Here is an 18,918-nt window from a genome sequence, read left to right as displayed (position 1 = left end):
CTACACCGGAATGTCGTGCTGGTGCAACAGGAATCGGTTGACCAACTCGACCTGGGGGTCGCTGAGGCCGCCGTCGACGAACACGGCGACGGCGACCAGGCCGTTGAACACGCCCAGGCCGTTGTTCACGCTGCCCAGCAGCGGAGTGGCGAACTTGATGTCGCCGTTGATGTCGCGGCGGCGGGTGTCGTAGCGCCGGCCGTTGGCCCACAGGTCGAGGATCCGCTTGGCGCCACTGGTGTACCGGGCGGCGTAGACGACCCAGTCCGATGCGGATGCGGCCTGGGGCGCGCCCAGCAGGTTCGCGCTCCAGGCCAGGCCGTACCGGCGCAGCGACGCCCCGCCGGGCGCGGTGTCGACGAGCGGATCTCCCTTGGTGACAAGGAAAAGCGTGCCGCCGCCGGTGGTGCCGGTCATCGACGGGAACTGGTACCAGCCGTCGCCGTCGAAGCGCAGCGCGGCCCGCCCGTTGACCTGGTTGGACAGATAGAGCGGCGCGGTCCGCACGGCCGCGCCGTCGTTGTGCGCCTTGGACAGGTCGAAGAGCGTGGTGATCGCCTCGCCCTCGACGGGCAGTCGCGGGCCGTTGCCGGTCGGCAGCCGCAGCTCCTCGGCCGAGTAGTAGCCGACCAGCCCGGGCAGGTCCGGGATCGGGTCGGCGGCGGGGCGAGCCACGGTGCGGGCCGGCGGCACGGGTCCGTTAAGGCCGATGCGAGCCGACGCCCCCGGCCACGCCGTGGTCGTCACCAACTCCGGACGGGCCGGCGCCGGTCCCTGGAAAGTGCCCTGCCACAGCGGACCGTCCACCGCCACCATGGCGAGCGCGTCGCGGTCCAGGAAGGTGTTGAACGACCGCTCGATCGTGCACCAGCCCCGATTGCGCCCCGGCGTCGGCAGACCGGCGTTGACGTCGCCGGAGACCAGCCGCACCGCCACGGCCTCCGGCCCGCAGGTGCCGACCTGGCAGTCCCGGAACACCAGCTGCGTGGGGCCGGAGTCCGAGGCCAGTGAGGCCCAGAAGTAGCTGTCGCTGGGCAGGTTCGCGGTCGGCGACTCGAAATCGGCGATCAGGGCGTCGAACTGGGCCGAGCACTCGTACATCCGCACCACCGACTCGCAGGAGGCCGAGTCGGTGAAGAAGATGTCGTGCCAGCTCAGGGTCGAGCGGACGGCCTTGACGGCGGTGTTGCCGTAGTACCGCACGTTCATCCGGTCCGCGCGGCTGATCTGGCCGTAGACGTAGACGGCGGTGTCGGTCTGCCAGCCGAAGTCGCACCGGTGCAGCTCGACCGGGTAGCTGACGCCGAAGTTGTAGGAGCTCAGGCCCTGCGCGCCGAAGTTCACGACCACGTCGTCCAGCCGGAACGAGTAGACGAAGCCGACGCCGATGCCCTGCCCGTAGTTGGTGGGACCGCTGAAGACCCGCCCGCAGTTGATGGTCAGGTGCTCCAGCGAGTCGCCGATGATGGTGTCGCCGTTGCCCAGTTCCCGGGCGATGAGCAGGCCGTAGCCGAGCGGGCCGTTGGTCGAGCTGGTCCACGGCACCTGGAGGTCGGGCAGGTCGGGCGTGTTCGGCGTGGTCGCCCTGGTCATCGTCGCCGGCTGGTTCATCGGCAGGCAGGCGAAGACGCCGGCGGGGTTGGCCCACCAGTCGGCGTCGGTCACCGCCCCGGCGGCGGTCCGCTGCGTCGGGTTGTCGTCCACGACGTACTGCAGGGTGGACGACAGCCGCATCGCCGCGAAGGTCAGGTCGGCCAGGCCCCCGGGCAGGTCGCCGGCCCCGCTGGCGCCGTTGGACAGCGGGGAGATCGTGCCCAGGTTGAACGGGGAGTACTTGTTGCGGAAGAAGGAGAGCGGGCGCTCGCCCCAGCCGTCGTTGACGAAGGACAGGTCGGGGGTGACGCGGACGTGGTTGATCCAGGTGGCGACCGCCCCGGTGGTGAGGTCGAACTGGATGGAGCAGCGCAGCAGCGCCTGGCTCGGGTCGGCGACCGGCACCCGGATCTGCCGCCACAGCCCGTCGTCGGTGGTGAAGTCGAAGACCAGCACGAAGCCGCCGACGCCGGTGCCCAGCCAGGCGACGAACGGCGCCGGCAGGCCCTCGTTGTCCACCGCGCCGAACAGCGCGGTGGTGGTGGCGGTCGGCCACGCCCCGTCGTTGTTCCTGACGGTGAAGTCGAGGGTGAACTGGGTCAGACCGGTCCAGCCGGCGGGTCCGTCGGCCGGCCCGAGTGAGAACGGCGACGCCGGCAGCGTGACGATCGCGTTGTCGGTCGTGCGGCTGTCCTTCGGCAGGGGCGTGAGCAGCGGCGCCCTGGTCCGATAGCCCCACCGCTGGCCGGCCGGCAGATCCGGCATGATCTCGTGCAGGTCCTGCCAGTGCGCCGGGTTCATCGGGCTGGCGTGCAGGCCCCGCTGCACGCCGAAGATGAGCGGCGGGATGGAGAGCCGGGTCTCCAACACGGTGGTTGTCGCATTCTCGCCGACGAAGCGGACGTTGGGGCGGTCGACGATCACCGATCGGTTGAACAGGTACGCGTCGGGCCCGGCCGGCACCACCACGGTGCCGCCGCGGACCGGATCGAGCGCGTCGATGGCGTTGCGGAACGCGGTGGAGCAGTCGTCGGTGTTGTTCGGCACGGCGCCGAAGTCGCGCACGTTGACCGTGACGGGAGCGGGGGTTGTCATGTCCGCCAACGGTAGGAACGCGCCGGGCCGCCGGCGGTGGATCGGCGTGGCCCCGCCCGAAGAGGCGGCCGTCAGTCCACGGCGGCGTGCCGGAACTTGTGCCGGTAGCTGCGGGCCGTGGTGCCGACGTGGCGCTGGAAGTTGCGGCGCAGCGTCTCCGGGGAGCCGAAGCCGACGGCGGCGGCGATGTCGGCGATGGGCCGGTCGGTGGTCTCCAACAGCAGCCGGGCCCGATCGATCCGCTCCCGGTTGACCCACTCGAAGATGGTCGCACCGGTGGCCGAGCGGAACTTGCGGACCAGGCTGCGCTCGCTGATGTAGAGCTCCTCGGCGACCCGGGACAGCGACAGCGGCTCGTGCAGGTGCTCGCGGAGCCAGCCCATCACCACGGCCATCGGCTCCTCGCCGTCCCGCCGTGACCGGATGTCGGCCCGCCGGGGCGTGGCGATGACCGCCCGGCCGACCGCCTCGGCGCGGGCTCGGCCGACGTCGAGGGACAGCAGGTGCAGCGCGAGATCCACGCCGGACGGCATGCCGCCGCCGGTGTGCACCCGGTCGTCGTCCACGTGCGGGAGCTCGGTGTCCAGCCGGGTCGACGGGAACTGCTCGCGGAACTCGCGGGCGTACTGCCAGTGGGTCGTCGCGCGCCGGCGATCGAGCACGCCCGCGTGGCCGAGCAGGAACGCGCCGGTGCCGACGGCCACCATGCGCGCCCCGGCGGCGTAGGCGGCACGGAGGGCGTCGATGACGACGATGCCGCGCTGCGCCAACGGATTCTCGACGCCCGGCACGATGACCGTGTCCGCCGTGACCAGCTTCTCCAGCGGCGCCAGCTCACCCTGCTCTCCGCACAGCACGACCTCGTACAGGCCGGCGACATCGGACTCGGGCGCGGTCCGCGGGCCGAACACCTGCCGTATGACCGCCACGTCGAGGGCGATGGCGTCGTCGGGCACGAGGACCGCGACGACGTGCCGGAACCGGCCGTGCGACAGCGCCGGCCGGGCCGGCTCCGGGCTGTCGGTGCGCATCACCACGGCCTGGTTTCCCTGCGGCGTCGCCCGCCACAGCCGGCCGTGGTCGGTCGCGAGGGAGAGCCCATGGCTCGGCGTCGTCATCCTCGCCCGCCTTTCACGGTGTCTGCTGGGAACACCGCGAACGTAGCCAGCGTGGCGGGGAACGAGCATCCGTCATCTGACGACAATGCCGGTACGTCATCCGCCCATGGCCTCAGGGAAGCCTAGGTGGGCGGTCACTGATATACCAGGGCGCCGCCCGCCGTCGTCGGGCCGGCTGGCGGGATCCGTGCGATCAGGACGCCCGCGGCGGCAGCGGGCTGAGGACCACGATGAGGAAGGTCGCGATCGGGCCGAGCAGCAGCGAGAGCAGGAACCAGTTGAGGCCGCTGCGGTTCTTGCCCTGGGCGAGCCCGGCGTTGATCAGAGTCAAGGTGCCCCAACCCGCGTAGTACTCGGTGTTCATCCGCAAGCCTTTCTGCTGGTCCGATGATCGCCGAAGCCTAGCGGCTCCAGAGTGGACGGTCGGTCGAGCAGGCCGTCCAGGTGGTGGCCGGCAGGCCGGTGCGGCCGTGGATGGCCGTGGGTGGGCGCTGTCACAGCTCACCTGAGTTGTCATGCTGTAGTCAGGGGGTAGTATCGGTGGGATGACGGAGCAGGTGGCCGACGACCTGCCGGCCTGCTCGATCGAGCGGAGCCTGCAGGTGCTCGGCGAACGGTGGACTCTCCTGGTGCTGCGCGAGGTTTTCGCCGGGCGGCACCGCTTCGCCGAGATCCGGGCGACCCTGGACATCGCCCCCAACCTGCTCAGCGCCCGGCTCAAGACCCTGGTCGCCGCCGGTGTGCTGGAGGCCCGGCCGTACCAGGAGCCCGGCAGCAGGCAGCGGCACAGCTACCACCTCACCCCGGCCGGCTGGGACCTCCGCCTGGTGCTGGGCGCGTTGCAGCAGTGGGGGGACGTGCACCGCCCGCGCACCGTCGGCCCGTCCTCGTCGCGTCGCAGCAAGTCCGGGCAGTCGGTGCACGTCGCCTTTGTCAACGACGACGGCGTCGAGGTGCCCACGCGTGACGTCGAATTCGTGCTGAACAAGCCCTGACGGCCACACTCCCAGCGGCGGCTACTCAGCGGAGGCCGGTGATTTCGCCGATGCCCGCGGCCCCGTGAGCCGAGCACGCTTCGGCCGAAGGATCCCGGAACACCGCCGCCACACCGGTCCGCGGTCGCTTCCCGGTCCGAAGGGAGTCCACATGCAGGCACAGCATTCCGCGCGGGCCGAGCGCCGACGACCGTGGCGTCGATTCAGTGGTCCGCTGGCGGCGCTGGGGATCGTACTGGCACTGACAGCGGGCGGCCTGGCCACCGCCGCCACGCCGGCCTTCGCCGACCAGGTCGGCCAGGCGCCGACCGCGGACAACATCACCGGCAACGGCAGCTTCGCCACCACCTCCGCCGCGATCACCAACCAGACCGGGTTCGGCGGCGGGACCGTCTACTACCCGACGGCCGACGGCACGTATCCCGTGGTGGCCATCGTTCCCGGATTCGCGGCCACCTGGAGCCAGATCAGCTGGCTCGGCCCGCGGGTGGCGTCCTGGGGCTTCGTCGTGGTGGGCGTGGACACCACCTCCGTGTTCGACTCGCCGCAACAGCGGGGCGACGAGTTCCTGGCGGCGTTGAACTGGGCGGCGAACTCGGCGCCGGCCAGCACACGCGGCAAGGTCGACGGCACCCGCCGGGGTGTGGCCGGCTGGTCCATGGGCGGCGGCGGCACGCTGGAGGCCATGGCCAAGGACACCACTCTCAAGGCCGGTGTGCCGCTCGCGCCCTGGGACACCACGCAGGACTGGAGCAAGATCGGCAAGCCGGTGTTCATCGTGGGCGCGCAGAACGACCTCATCGCGCCGCCCGCCTCCCACGCCATCCCGTTCTACAACTCGCTGGCCGGCCCGAAGTCCTACCTGGAGCTCGCCGGCGCCGACCACTTCTTCCCCATCTCCGCCAATCCCACGGTGTCCAGGGCGGTGGTGTCCTGGTTCAAGCGCTTCGTCAGCGCCGACGACCGGTTCGCCCCGTTCACCTGCGGGTTCGCGGGCGCGGCGGTGTCAGCCTTCCGGACCACGGCCTGCTAGCCCGCGGCTCTAGCGCATCAGCTTCGCCAACTCCACCCGCGACCGCACACCCAGCGTGGCGAAGATGTTGCGCAGATGGTGGTCCACGGTCCTGGCGCTGATGAGCAGCTGGGCCGCCACCTCCCGGTTGGTCGCACCGTCGGCGACCAACCGGGCGATGCGGGCCTGCTGCGGGGTCAGCGTGTCGTCGACCGGGGCGGTGCGGGGCTGGGTCGGGTGGCCGGCGGCGCGGAGTTCGCCGGCCACCTGCGCGGCCCAGGGTCGGGCGTCGAATCTTTCGAACGTGACCAGTGCCTCCCGCAGGAGATCCCGTGCCTGCCTGGATTTGCGCCGTCGACGCAGATGCTGCCCGAACAGCAGCGCGGTCCGGGCCCGGTCGAACGTGTTGGCGCTCAAGTCATGCAGCTGCATCGCCTGGTGGAAAAGGGCTTCGGCGTCGGCCGGGTCGTCGGCCAGCAGCGCGTGGCACCGGGCCGACAGCGCGAGCCAGTACGGATTGCGGGTGCTGCCGGCCCACGAGTCGTAGATCTCCAGTGCGGCCACGGCGGCTGACGGCCGGCCCGCCCGCGCGGTGGCCTCGACCAGATGCGGCGTGGTGTGGATCTGAAGAATGAGATGTCCTCGACTGTCGTGCTCGGCGATGATGTCGCGCAGGTGGTCCGCGGCGTGGGCGTAGCGGCCTTCGGCGAGGTCCAGCGCGGCCAGTGCCCAGGTGCTGTAGGCCGCGGCCCGCCGGGTGCCCCGGCCCGCCGCCTCACGCAGCCGCAGCAGGCACGTCTGCTTGTCGCCGATCATCCCGGCAGCCGCGCCGAGCTGGGCGAGGTAGTTGCCGGTCAGGGTGTCCTGGCCGCTGTCCCGGGCCAGCCGCAACCCGTCCAACGCCGTTGTCACGTCGTCGAACCGACCGAGCACGAACTCGGCCAGCGACGCGGCCTCCACCGCCTGGGGCAGACTCGGCGCGTCGCCGGTGGCCTGCGCGATTCGCATCGAGCGGGTGGCGAGGTGATGGGCCTGCGCCTCGTCGCCGCGAAACAGCAACGCCATGCTCATCCGGCTCAGCATGTCGCTGTCGTCGAGCGTGGGCGCCAGGGCGAGCAGCCGGCGCGAGGACTCGACCGCCTTGCCCTGGTGTCCCTGGAAGCTCGCCGACAACGTCTCGAAATAGTCGAACATCGACTCGACCACGGGCACTTCGTGGGGACGGCGCAGGGCCAGGGCCCGACGGGCGATCTCCGGGTACCGCTCGTGCCCGCCCGACTGGTACAGCGCCTCGCCGGCCCGCATCAGCGCCGCGATGGCCAGGTACCGGTCGAGGGTGGCCAGGTCCCCGGCGGCGGCGAGAAACGTCCGGCTGGCCACGCCGGCCTGGCCGGTCCGCATCTCGATCTCGCCGGCCAGCACCCGGGAACTGGCCCGGACGCGGGCGGTGGCGGGGATCGCGGGGATCCGGTCGAGCAGGGTTCCCGCCCGGCTCGGTTCACCGGCGAGCCAGGCGTGTCGGGCCGCCGAGAGGAGTCGGGCCGCGCCGACGAGTGGGTCGCCGCTCAGGTCCGCGGCCCGTTCCAGGGCGAGGGAAGACGTGGCGTGCCTACCGGTCTGCTTGGTCGCTATCCATTCCAACTCGTCGGCCAGGCGGTTGTCCGGGCCGTCGGTGGCGGCGGCCCGGTGCAAGGCGTGCCGCAGCGGATGCGCGTGCGGATCAAGTGCCTGGGCGAGGCAACGGTGCGCGGCTCTGCGTTGGGCGAGAGAAGCTTCGTGGTACGCGACCGAGCGGAGCAGCGGGCCGGGGAAGACCACCGTCTGACCCTCCGCGCGAACGAGCCCGGCCGCCTCGGCCGGCTCCAGCGCGGCGATGTCCACGCCGCTGACCGCGGCGGCGTGAATCAGAGTGTCCACATCGGACTGATCGTCGGCGGCGGCGAGCAGGACCAGCCACCGGGTGTCGGCCGTGAGCCGGTCCAGTCGGGTCCGGTAGTGCCGGCGGAGGGTGCTGTCCGGCGGCAGTGTCCGTGGCGCGGGCTCTTCGCCCCGGACTTGACCGGGCGTGAGAGCGGCGGCGAGTTCCAGCAGTGCCCGGGGATTGCCGGAGGCGATGTCGGTCAACGCCGACAGCAGGGCCGGCACGGGCACGACTCTGCGGACCAGTTCCATGCTCGACAGGCGGTCCAGTGGCGCGAGCCGAAGACTCGGGATGCCGGCCAGGATTTCGTCGGTGCCCTGCTCGTCACTACGGGCGAGGAGCAGGCCGACCCGATCGGCCCGCAGCCTCCTGGCGACAAAACCCAGCACAGCGCGGGAAGGCTCGTCGATCCACTGCGCGTCGTCCACGACGCACAGCAGCGGACGTTCGCCGGCTGCGGCGCGGAACAGGTCCAGGGCCCGGACCCGCGGCATGAGACCCAGGTCGGTGTCCGACTCCAGAACCCGCGCCAACTCAGCGGCCTGGCCCGACCGCGTGTCCGGCAGATGGTCGGCGAGGAGGCGGAGCAGATGGTGCAGCGCCGCGAACCGGATGGCTGACTCGGCTTCGCACCCGCTGACCGACAGCACCCTGAAGCCGGCCGCCTCGGCGGTGGCGAAGCGGAGGAGCGCGCTCTTGCCGATGCCGGCCTCGCCGTGCAGGAGCAGTGCCGAGCCCTCGCCTCGCGCGACAGCGGCGAGCCAGGCGACCAGTCCGTCGCACTCCTGGTCCCGGCCGGACAACGTGTTCGACGCTGACACGCCTGCCATGCTCAACAACGTACTGCGTCGAACGGGCAGTGAATACTCCTCGGCCGCCCGCCGCCGTCACCTGGGCAGGGCGCTGGGCCGGATCAGATTCCGGTTCTCCTGATACCAGGTGACGGTCCGGTCGATACCGTCCACATAGGACGTGGCGGCGTCGCCTTCGTGGGCCGCGAGATACTTGCCGGAGTCGACCACGAACGGCTGCTCGAACTGGTAGAGCAGGGAGGCGCCGATGCGCACGACGGGGGAGACCGCCTTGAGCGGCTTGGTCATCGCCGCGGAGACCACCAGGGGCTTCAGCGGGCGACCGAGCCGCTGGCCGAGGCGGCCGACCAGCTCGCGGCCGGTGGTGGGCGCGGCGTGCGGGACGTGCCAGACCTGGCCCCAGGCCTGGGGATCGGCGGCGACGGTGGCCAGGCCGCGGGCGAAATCGCCGATATAGGTGGGGGTGAGCGGCAGGTCGGGATTGCCGAACCAGATGGGCCGGCGCCCGACCACCGCCCGCCCGAACAGGTTCTGCCCGAGCACCGACTCGACGTTGGGCCCGTACAACTCGCCGGCCCGGGCGATCACCACCTGGGCGTCGCCCCGGTAGTGGGCGGCCATCGTCATCTCGGCCAGCCAGGCCCGGAACACGCCCAGCTCGGTCACCGGCCGGACCGGCGTCTGCTCGGTCATCGGCCCGTTCACACGGCCGTACATCCAGGTGTCGTCGGCGAACGCCAACACAGCACCTGCCGCGCCAGCGGCCGCCACCAGGGCGCGGATCGCCTCCGGGTAGACCGCCCGCCACTGTTCGAACGGCGGGTTCACGCAGTTGTAGACCGCCGTCGCCCCGACGCACACTTCGCGCATCCGGGCCGCGTCGCTGGCGTCCGCGGCGATGGCCTCCACGCCCTGGATGGCACAGTCGCCACGGCGGCTGACCGCCCGTACCTTCTCGCCCCGGCCCAGCAGTTCCCGCACCAGAGCCGAGCCGGTTCCCCCGGTCGCCCCCACCACAACATGCACCGACATGCCCCTAGCACCCCACGTTGACCGGCCGGTCGGCAAGTGTAATTGGGAGGGGTGCCCGAAGGGGCGAGATGCTGGTGGGGTGAGGTTGTGGGGGTGGCGGTTGGTGGTGGGGTGGGGCGGGTGTTTACGGAGTTGTTCTGAGGGGTGGTTTGGGGGTGCGGTTTTGAGTGGGGTTTTTGGGTGGCTCCGGGTGGATTTTGCGTGGAGCCTCTGGGCGATGGCAGTCGAGGCAAGAATCGGGCAGGCTGCGCCTGCCTCGATCGCCGACAGCTTATGCCATCGCCCCCCTCCACGCAAAATCCACCCTCCGAGGTTTGGGGTGGGGGATGCGTTGGGGGTGCGTGCTTTCGGTGTCGGCGGTTTGGCTAGATTTGGATCCTCATTACCTTTTTCTTTGGTCCATCTCGTATTCATCTCCCGCGCTCCGCTCGGGCCGTCTTCTCACCACCCTCTTTCTGACCTTCACTTCAAACCCGGCCTTCTGGCCCCGTCCTTTGTCGGCCAGTTCTTTCTCTTTTTCGGGTGCTGTTTCGCTGTGGAGTTGTCAAAGAACGGGCGGTCAGTACTGGTGGGGCGTGGTGGTGTAGTGGCGGCCTTGTGGAGTGTGCCAGTGCAGGGTTCCGTCTTCGTCCAGGGTGGCGGTGTAGTCGCGGTGTTTGAGGTGGTGATGGTGGGCGCAGTAGCCCTTGAGTTGGGTGGCGGTGGTTTTGCCGATGGGCCAGGGGATGGTGTGGTCGAGTTCTTGGATGGGGGTGGTGCAGCCGGGGGCGGTGCAGGTGCCGCCGTCGCGGAGGATGGAGAAGGTGCGGGTCTGGGCGTTGGGGCGGTAGGTGTGGGTGCCGATGGCGCAGGCGTGGCGGTACTCGTCGAGGAGCAGGCCGGCCCAGGGGCCGTGCATGGCGAGTTCGCGGGCGGAGTCGGCGGCAATCGGGCCGTAGCCGTCCAGCAGGGCCGGGTCCTCGGTCAAGCCGATCAGCGTCTCCACCGGGATGGTGACGTGGACCTGGACGGTGCGGTCGACGCCGTAGCCGAGGAAGCGGTCCAGGAAGGCGTCGGCGCGTTTCTGGTCGGTGGTCCGGTCGTCCTTGAGCAAGGCCCGGACATCCTGGGTGAGCAGGTCATAGGCCTGGCGGGCGTCGATGGCCGGCAGGATGATGCTGAGCTGGGCCATGCCGTCGGGCAGCGGAGTGAACTCGACCCGCCGGTCCTCGCGGGCCTTCAGGCGGCGCTGGTCATAGCCGAGGGGGTCAGCCTCCGCCACGGCCTTGGTGGCCCGGCGGGCCAGCTGGGTGCGGGTCAGGCCGGGGGCCACGTCCGCCAGGGCCTCGTCCACTTGGGAGATCAGCGCGGGGTCGGTCAGGTGAACCACCCGGTCATCCACCGTCTTGAGCCGGCGGGCATCGATCTCCCCACGCCTCAACAGTTCCGCGCACCGGGGTAGCCGGTCCAGGACGTCGCTGTATTCCTTCTGTCGGACCACCGACTGCTCCGGCTCGTGAATGGCCATGGCGATCTCGGCCGTGTCCTCGATTCCCCGAACCAGGCTGAGCTCGACGTAGTGCAGAGCTGCCATCGCCTTACGGGTCAGAATGAGCAGAGTGAGCTTCTGATCATCGGTAAGACTCTCCACATCCACACCCAGGAGTAGATCCACCATGACCCCTGAGGGTTCCACGGCTTCCAACTCTCGGGTGATTTCCTTCATGCCTCCAGAATACTCGCACACATGATCGAACTCGACTCACTAATGGGTGAATTTGACAGGCTTAACCGGCCTACCCCAAGGATCCCCGCCCCTTACCTTGGAGGGTGGATTTTGCGTGGAGGGGGGCGATGGCATAAGCTCGTCCGCGATTCGAGGCAGGCACAGCCTGCCCTCGTTTTGCCTCGAATGCCATCGCCCAGAGGCTCCACGCAAAATCCACCCGGAGTCACACCAGAAATCAAACGCGAAGCCAACCCGCCAAAAAACCGCAACCCCAACACAACCCCTAATCCACCAGCTCCCGCTCCGACAACCGCACTTCCTCAATGTCCAGCCGAGCCTGGATCTGCCGCAACACCGTGTCGTCGATCCGGTTCTCGTCCCGCAGCCGCACCACCGTCGCCCGCTTCCTGGCCAGCAGCGCCAGCCGCAGAGCCGCGTAGTGCTGGTCGTGCCGGAGTGCGGGCTCGTCCTCGTCGTCTTCGCCGTCGTTGTGCAGCGTGTGCAGATGCTTGCGGAACTCACGGTCGAGCCGGTCGACAACGTCCGGATCGGTACCCAACTCCTCGGCCACCATCGGCATCGCCGCCAGCGCCTCCTCGGTGGCGGTTCGCTGCGCGAGTTGGCGTTCCTCGGCCATGGCGCTGTCCTCGGGCAGATGAGCCCACCGAACGACTCCCGGCAGCGCCAGGCCCTGCGTCACCAACGTCACGATGATGACCCCGGCGGTCACGAACACGATGATGTCCCGGTCGGGGAACGCGGCCCCGGAAGCGACGGTTTCGGGCACGGCCAGCGCGGCGGCCAGGGACACCGCGCCGCGGAAGCCGGCCAGGCCGCTGACGACGCGGCTGCGGTTGCTGACCCGGCGCTGCCGTTGCGAGGGCCGGCGGTCGACGGCACGGATGATGTACACGGTCACGAACAGGAACACGAGCCGGACCACGACCAACACCACGCACACCAGGCCGACGGCGATCAGCCCGCGGACCAGGCTGGCGCTGGCCAGGCCGCGCACGGCGGCGTGCGACTCCAGTCCGACCAGCACGAACAACGCGCCGTTGAGGATGAAGGTGGCCAGGCCCCAGAACGCCTGCGACTGCTGGCGGGTGGCCGCGCTGAGGATACGCGGCCCGACCTGGCTCATGATCAGTCCGGCGGTGACCACGGCCAGCACGCCGGATGCGCCAATGGCCTCGGCCAGCAGGAACGCCAGGAACGGCGTGAGGATCATGGCCACGTTGCCGAGCAGCGGGTCGTCCAGCCGCCGCCGGATCGGGATCATCACCGCCGCTGTCACCGCGCCGGCCGCCACGCCGCCGACGTAGGCCAGCAGGAACAGTCCGCCGACCCGAACGGCCCCGAGCTGCTCCTGGCCGACGGTGACGCCCACGGCCAGCGCGAAGATCACCAGCGCGGTGCCGTCGTTGACCAGGCTCTCGGCCCGCAGCGTGGTGATGAACCGGCGCGGTAGCATCCGGGCCAGCACCCCGACGGCCGTGGCGTCGGTCGGGGCGACCGCCGCGCCCAGCACCCACGCCGGACCCCATGGCATTCCGAGCCAGTGCACGGTCACCGCCACCGCACCGGCCGTGGCGACTACGAGCAGGGTGCTCACGAGCACGATGCCGCGCAGGTTGCGGCGGATCTCGCGCAGCGAGGTGGTCAGGCTCTCCCAGTACAGCAGTGCCGGCAGGAACAGCAGCAGGACCACTTCGGACGGCAGGTGCACGTCCAGCACCGCGGGCACGAACCCGAGGAGCACACCGCAGGCGAGCAACGCCACCGGCGGCGCGACCCGGAAGCGTTGCGCGATGAGACCGGAGACCAGGACGGCCACCCCGAGCGCCACGACGAGTTCCAGTCCGAGCACGTCGACCTCCTCAAGCCAGCGGTAATCATGCCGCCTGTCGACGTTGTCGCCATGATCTCAGCGGGTGCTGGCCCGCTGAGTCAGCCGTGGCGCGAGCAGTTGGGTCTCCGCCGGCGCCTCACGCAGGGTCATCCGCACCGCCAGCTCAGCCAGTTCCGCCACCGGGATCGCGACCGACGTCAGCGGCACCGGGCCGCTGGTCGCCATGGCGTCCCGGCAGACCGCGACCACCGACAGATCCTCGGGCACCCGGAGGCCACGGCGTTGCAGCTCGGCCAACACCGTCGGCAACGCGGCCTCGTTGTGCACGACGATCGCCGTCGGCTCGGTGGTCAGCAGTTCGTCGAGGCAGGCGCGGATCGCCTCGTACTCGTGGCCGCACTGATGCACTGTCGCCTCGACGCATCGGGCCTGGGCGGTGGCGGCGAAGCCGTGTCGGAATCGCCGCGCCGCGGGGATGTCCGGCCGGTGCGGGCCGAGCAGGGCGACGGCTCGATGGCCCAGGTCGGCGAGATGATCGACGCAGCGGACCCCGGCCGCCGTGTAGTCCAGGTCCACAGCGGCCAGGCCGGTCGCCTCGGCCGGCTCACCGATCAGCACCACCGGCCGGCCGAGTGACAGCAGCGTCGGGATCCGGGGGTCAGCCAGCTCCACGTCCATCACGATCAGCGCGTCGGCCAGCGCCGACGACGCCACCCGCCGCAACGCCGAAGCGCCCTCGTCCTTGGTTAGCAGCAACAGGTCCTGGTCGTGGCCGCGGGCCGCCGTGGCCACCGCGGCCACGAACTCCATCACTCCCGGGTTGTTCAGGTCCTCGCGCAGCGGTGCCATCAGCGAGAGCACGTTCGTGCGGTGGCTGGCCAGCGACCGGGCGCCGGCGTTCGGGTGGTAGCCGAGCTGGCGGATGCTCTGCTCCACCGCCCGCCGGGTCCGCGCCGATATCGAACGTTTCCCGCTCAGCACATAGGAAACCGTGCTCGGCGCGACGCCCGCCGCCCGTGCGACATCCACGATGGTCACCACGGTTGCTTTTTCCCCTCGCGCAGTCGGAACGCGTTGACGACGTTAGATCACGCCATCCCGTCCGGGCAAGAAAACGATTCCGGTGTCGAAACATTCGGAAATGGGGTTCACAATTCGTGGTCGAAAGTGTCGAACGCCCTGTTCACGGCGTTCTGTATCGATTCGAAAGTTGCTCCTCCGGTCACGGCGGGCTTGGCTGATCCGTTCGAACGCCGCGGCCAGCGCGATGAGTCGGGCGTCGGAGTTCCGGCCGGCCATGAAGGACACGCCGATTGGCAGCGCGCCGGCAAAACCGGCCGGCACGGTGATGTCCGGATAGCCGGCGACCGCGGCCGGCGTGGAGGAGCCGAGCTCGAACGCGTCCCCGCTGGCGTAGTCGGTGACCCAGGCCGGCCCGTTGGTCGGCGCGATGATCGCGTCGAGGTGGTCGGCGGCGATCAGGTCGTCGATCGAGTGCCGGGCCAGCTCGGTCGCCGTGGCCCGCTGCTGGAGGTACGTCGGATCGGTGATCGGCGGCGCGGCCTGCGCCTGTTCGAAGAGCTCCTGCCCGAACTTCGAGAGCTCGACCGGATCCCGCTGGTCGAAGGCGATCAGGTCGTCGAGGGTCCGCGGCACGCCGGGCCGGGTGGCCAGGTAGGCGTTCAGGTCGTGCTTGAACTCCGCGAGCAGCGCCGGAGTCTCGTTGTCGCCGATGGTGTCCTGGTTGGCCGGCGCCACATCCACCAGGATCGCGCCGGCCTTCTTCAGCGTGGCCACGGTGTCCTGCATGACCTTGTCCACGCCCGCGTCGGAGCCGGCCATCGCCCACACGCCGATTCGCTTGCCCCGCAACGAGGTGCTGTGCGGCGTGTAGTCCTTTCCGGACAACACCGAGAGCGTGATCGCCGCGTCGACCACGTGCCGGCCGAACGGGCCGGCCGTGTCCTGGAGGTGTGAGATCGGCACGATCCCGTCGCCGCTGACCACGCCCAGCGTCGGCTTGATGCCGACGATCCCGTTGGCGCCGCCCGGGCAGACGATCGAGCCGTCGGTCTCGGTGCCGATCGCCACCTGGGCCAGCGAGGCCGCCACCGCGGCCGCCGAACCCGATGACGACCCGCACGGATTCCGGTCCAGCACATAGGGGTTGTTCGTCTGGCCGCCCACCCCCGACCAGCCCGACGTCGACTTCGTGGACCGGAAGTTGGCCCACTCCGACAGGTTCGTCTTGCCCAGGACCACCGCGCCCGCGGCCCGCAGCCGCCGCACCAGCTCCGCGTCCCGCGTCGGCTTCTGCGCCAGCAGCGCCCGCGACCCGGCCGTCGTCGGCAGGTCCTTCGTGTCGATATTGTCCTTGAGCAGCACCGGAATCCCGTCCAGCGGACCCAACCCGTGGCCGCCGCGCCGGCGCTGGTCGCTGGCCTCGGCCTGGCTCAGCGCCGTCGGATCGAGGAACAGGATCGAGCGCACCTTCGGCTCCAGCTCCCGGATGCGCCTCAGGTACGCCTCCGCCAGCCCCACCGCGGTGAGGTCGCCCTTCGCCATCTGGGCCTGCAAGTCCGGGATCGTCGCCGCGTCCAGCACGGCGTCCAGCGTAGGCGCGGCACTCGCGCCCACCGGCGATCCGGCCACCGAAGCGGCCATCGCCAGGATCAACGTGGCCAGGCTCAGCTTTCGCACGCCCCCACCGCACTCGCGTCGGCGGCCCCGGTCAACCCCTCGAAAGTCGGGCCCCGAAAAGAGATCCGGGCCAACCGCGTGCGGCTGGCCCGGATCTCTTGTGGGACTGGATCAGACGTCGAAGCGGTCCACGTCCATGACCTTGGCCCAGGCCTGCACGAAGTCGGTGACGAACTTGGCCTTGGCGTCGTCGCTGGCGTAGACCTCGGCCAGCGCACGCAGCTCGGAGTTGGAGCCGAAGAGCAGGTCGACGCGGCTGCCGGTCCACTTCACGGAACCGGACGCGTCAACGCCCTCGTAGGTCTCCTCGTCCGCGGCCTTGCGCCACTGCACGCCTAGGTCGAGCAGGTTCACGAAGAAGTCGTTGGTCAGCGACCCGACGTTCGCGGTGAACACGCCCAGCTGGGACTGCTGGAAGTTGGCGCCCAGCACCCGCAGGCCGCCGACCAGCGCGGTCATCTCGGGCGCGCTCAGGGTGAGCAGGTTGGCCCGGTCGACCAGCAGGTACTCGGACGGCAGGCGGTTGCCCTTGCCCCGGTAGTTGCGGAAGCCGTCGGCGGTCGGCTCCAGCGCCGCGAAGGACTCGGCGTCGGTCTGCTCGGCCGAGGCGTCGGTGCGGCCCGGCGTGAACGGCACGGTCACGTCGTGGCCGGCGGCCTTGGCCGCCTGCTCGACGGCGGCCACACCGCCTAGCACGATCAGGTCGGCCAGCGAGACCTTCTTGCCGCCGGCCTGGAAGGCCTCCTGCACGCCCTCCAGCGCCCGCAGCACCTGCGCCAGGTTGTCGGGCTCATTGACCTCCCAGCCGCGCTGCGGCTCGAGGCGGATGCGGGCGCCGTTGGCGCCGCCGCGCTTGTCGCTGCCCCGGAAGGTGGAGGCGGACGCCCACGCAGTGGACACCAGCTGCGACACCGACAGACCGGTGGCCAGGATCTGCGCCTTGAGGGCGGCGATGTCGGCGTCGTCGACCAGCTCGTGGTCGACGGCCGGCACGCGGTCCTGCCAGATCAGCTCCTCCTGCGGCACCAGCGGGCCGAGGTAGCGCTGGATCGGGCCCATGTCGCGGTGGGTCAGCTTGAACCAGGCCCGCGCGAACGCGTCCGCGAACTGGTCCGGGTTCTCCAGGAACCGGCGCGAGATCGGCTCGTAGATCGGGTCGAAGCGCAGCGCCAGGTCGGTGGTGAGCATGGTGGGCGTGCGGTTGAGCTCACCGGTCTCCGGGTCCGGGAACGTGTTCGCGCCCGCGCCGTCCTTCGGCTTCCACTGGTTGGCGCCGGCCGGGGACTTGGTCAGCTCCCACTCGTAGCCGAACAGGTTCTCGAAGAAGCCGTTGCTCCACCGGGTCGGGGTGGAGGTCCAGGTCACCTCGAGGCCGCTGGTGATGGCGTCGCGGCCCTTGCCCGAGCCGAAGCTGTTCTTCCAGCCCAGGCCCTGCTCCTCCAGCGGCGCGCCCTCCGGCTCCGGGCCGACGTGCTCGGTGTCGGGCGCGGCGCCGTGGGTCTTGCCGAAGGTGTGGCCGCCGGCGATCAGCGCGACGGTCTCCTCGTCGTTCATGGCCATCCGGGCGAAGGTCTCGCGGATGTCGCGCGCCGAGGCCAGCGGGTCCGGGTTGCCGTTGGGGCCCTCGGGGTTGACGTAGATCAGGCCCATCTGCACGGCCGCGAGCGGGTTCTCCAGGTCGCGGTCGCCGCTGTAGCGCTCGTCGCCCAGCCAGGTGGTCTCCGGGCCCCAGTACACGTCCTCGTCCGGCTCCCACACGTCGGCGCGGCCGCCGGCGAAGCCGAAGGTCGTGAAGCCCATGGTCTCCAGGGCCCGGTTGCCCGCGAAGATCATCAGGTCCGCCCAGGAGACGGACTTGCCGTACTTCTGCTTGACCGGCCACAGCAGGCGGCGGGCCTTGTCCAGGTTGGCGTTGTCCGGCCAGCTGTTCAGCGGGGCGAACCGCTGCATGCCGGCGCCCGCGCCGCCGCGGCCGTCCTGGACGCGGTAGGTGCCGGCGCTGTGCCAGGCCATCCGGATCATCAGGCCGCCGTAGTGGCCGAAGTCCGCCGGCCACCAGTCCTGCGAGGTGGTGATGACCGCGTCCACGTCGCGGGCCAGCTCGTCCAGGTCGACGGTGGCGAACGCGGCGGCGTAGTCGAAGTCCTCGCCCATCGGGTTGGCCACGGCCGGGTGCTTGCGCAGGATCTTCAGGTTGAGCTGGTTCGGCCACCAGTCGCTGTTGACGCCGCCCTCGGTGGGGTGCTTGAAGCGCCCGGTGACCGGGCACCCGCCAGCGCTGGGATCGTTCAACTCGCCAACAACTGCGTCGGGCTTGTCAGACACGGGAATCCTTCCTGGGTTCTTGCGTGAGAGCGGCTTTGGAGGACGTGAGTGCCGACGAACAGTCGGAACACTGGCCCCAGTAGATGACTTCCGCCTCGTCGATCGTGAAGCCGTGATCGTCGGAGGCCGTCAGGCACGGCGCCGAGCCGTGCGCGCAGTCGGCGTCGGCGATGACGCCGCACGACCGGCACACGACATGGTGGTGGTTGTCGCCGACCCGGGACTCGTAGCGGGCCACGTGCCCGGCCGGCTGGATGCGCCGGACCAGGCCCGCGGTCGTGAGGACCTTGAGCACGTCGTACACGGCCTGGTGCGAGACCTCGCCCAGGTCGGCCCGCACCGTGCCGAGGATCGAGTCGGTGTCGGCGTGCGGGTGGGCGTGCACCGCGGTCAGCACTGCCACCCGGGGCCGCGTCACCCGCAGCGCGGCCCCGCGCAACAACCGCTCGAAGTCCGTGGTGGTGGGCACGGCTGGAGTCTGGCCCACTTTCTGGAATCAATCAAGTTTTGGATGGTTTCGTGCAGGCTGACGGGCGTGTCGCGGGGACCATCAAGATCGTTCTGTTGGGGGATGGTGCCAGACGCCGGGGGAGGGGTGGCCAGCGGGGCCGACCGGCCGGACGGGCTGTGGCCCGAGGCTCGGGCAAGCAGTGGGGCGGCCTGGGGTTCAGGACCGAATGCCCGGTGGCCCCGCTGGATTCGAGCGTTCGTCGGGAGCGGTGCCACCGCTATTTCATGCGCTTTTGCGACAGGTT

General features: G+C 70.4%; 13 protein-coding genes. 2 read left to right on the top strand and 11 right to left on the bottom strand.

Annotation, left to right across the window (positions count from 1 at the left end):
• The 3 genes from JJ691_RS17980 to JJ691_RS17970 form a co-directional block, all read right to left on the bottom strand.
• Complete coding sequence (locus JJ691_RS17980; protein ID WP_211769900.1) at positions 1-2,688, bottom strand: glycosyl hydrolase family 28-related protein; 2,688 nt, start codon at positions 2,686-2,688, stop codon at positions 1-3.
• A 71-nt stretch (positions 2,689-2,759) separates the two neighbouring features.
• Complete coding sequence (locus tag JJ691_RS17975; RefSeq protein ID WP_211769899.1) at positions 2,760-3,806, bottom strand: GlxA family transcriptional regulator; 1,047 nt, start codon at positions 3,804-3,806, stop codon at positions 2,760-2,762.
• Between the two features lie 193 nt (positions 3,807-3,999).
• Positions 4,000-4,170, bottom strand: a complete 171-nt coding sequence (locus tag JJ691_RS17970; protein WP_211769898.1) for a hypothetical protein — start codon at positions 4,168-4,170, stop codon at positions 4,000-4,002.
• A gap of 181 nt (positions 4,171-4,351) precedes the next feature.
• Here JJ691_RS17970 and JJ691_RS17965 point away from each other — a divergent pair, with 181 nt between their 5' ends.
• Positions 4,352-4,801 carry a winged helix-turn-helix transcriptional regulator gene (locus JJ691_RS17965; RefSeq protein ID WP_211769897.1) on the top strand — a complete coding sequence of 150 codons (450 nt, stop codon included), beginning with the start codon at positions 4,352-4,354 and terminating at the stop codon, positions 4,799-4,801.
• A gap of 151 nt (positions 4,802-4,952) precedes the next feature.
• Positions 4,953-5,834, top strand: coding sequence for an alpha/beta hydrolase family protein (locus tag JJ691_RS17960; protein WP_211769896.1), 882 nt, complete (start codon positions 4,953-4,955; stop codon positions 5,832-5,834).
• Positions 5,835-5,843: 9 nt separating this feature from the next.
• On the opposite strand, the gene JJ691_RS17955 is transcribed toward JJ691_RS17960, so the two are convergent.
• From JJ691_RS17955 to JJ691_RS17920, 8 genes are all read right to left on the bottom strand, one after another.
• On the bottom strand, positions 5,844-8,564 hold the full coding sequence (locus tag JJ691_RS17955; RefSeq protein ID WP_211769895.1) for an AAA family ATPase: 2,721 nt from the start codon (positions 8,562-8,564) through the stop codon (positions 5,844-5,846).
• A 57-nt stretch (positions 8,565-8,621) separates the two neighbouring features.
• A complete protein-coding gene (locus JJ691_RS17950; RefSeq protein WP_211769894.1) occupies positions 8,622-9,578 on the bottom strand; it encodes an NAD-dependent epimerase/dehydratase family protein in 957 nt (318 codons plus the stop codon).
• Between the two features lie 559 nt (positions 9,579-10,137).
• Positions 10,138-11,283, bottom strand: a complete 1,146-nt coding sequence (locus JJ691_RS17945) for a DUF222 domain-containing protein (RefSeq protein ID WP_211769893.1) — start codon at positions 11,281-11,283, stop codon at positions 10,138-10,140.
• A 286-nt stretch (positions 11,284-11,569) separates the two neighbouring features.
• Entirely contained in the window at positions 11,570-13,156 is a 1,587-nt protein-coding gene (locus JJ691_RS17940; protein WP_211769892.1) for a Na+/H+ antiporter, read from the bottom strand.
• A gap of 57 nt (positions 13,157-13,213) precedes the next feature.
• A complete protein-coding gene (locus JJ691_RS17935) occupies positions 13,214-14,179 on the bottom strand; it encodes a LacI family DNA-binding transcriptional regulator (protein WP_211769891.1) in 966 nt (321 codons plus the stop codon).
• Between the two features lie 42 nt (positions 14,180-14,221).
• The gene (locus JJ691_RS17930; protein ID WP_211771550.1) at positions 14,222-15,802 is read right to left on the bottom strand and encodes an amidase; all 1,581 of its coding nucleotides are present in this window, start codon (positions 15,800-15,802) and stop codon (positions 14,222-14,224) included.
• A gap of 147 nt (positions 15,803-15,949) precedes the next feature.
• Positions 15,950-18,163, bottom strand: a complete 2,214-nt coding sequence (gene katG, locus JJ691_RS17925; protein ID WP_211769890.1) for a catalase/peroxidase HPI — start codon at positions 18,161-18,163, stop codon at positions 15,950-15,952.
• A complete protein-coding gene (locus JJ691_RS17920) occupies positions 18,156-18,632 on the bottom strand; it encodes a Fur family transcriptional regulator (RefSeq protein ID WP_211769889.1) in 477 nt (158 codons plus the stop codon). Before JJ691_RS17920 ends, katG begins: the two co-directional genes overlap by 8 nt.
• Between the last annotated feature and the right edge of the window lie 286 nt (positions 18,633-18,918).

The sequence above is a fragment of the Kutzneria sp. CA-103260 genome, from assembly GCF_018263855.1.
Taxonomy (GTDB): Bacteria; Actinomycetota; Actinomycetes; order Mycobacteriales; family Pseudonocardiaceae; genus Kutzneria.
Note: the sequence above shows the minus strand (reverse complement) of the source record. Positions and strands in the feature narration are given on the sequence as shown.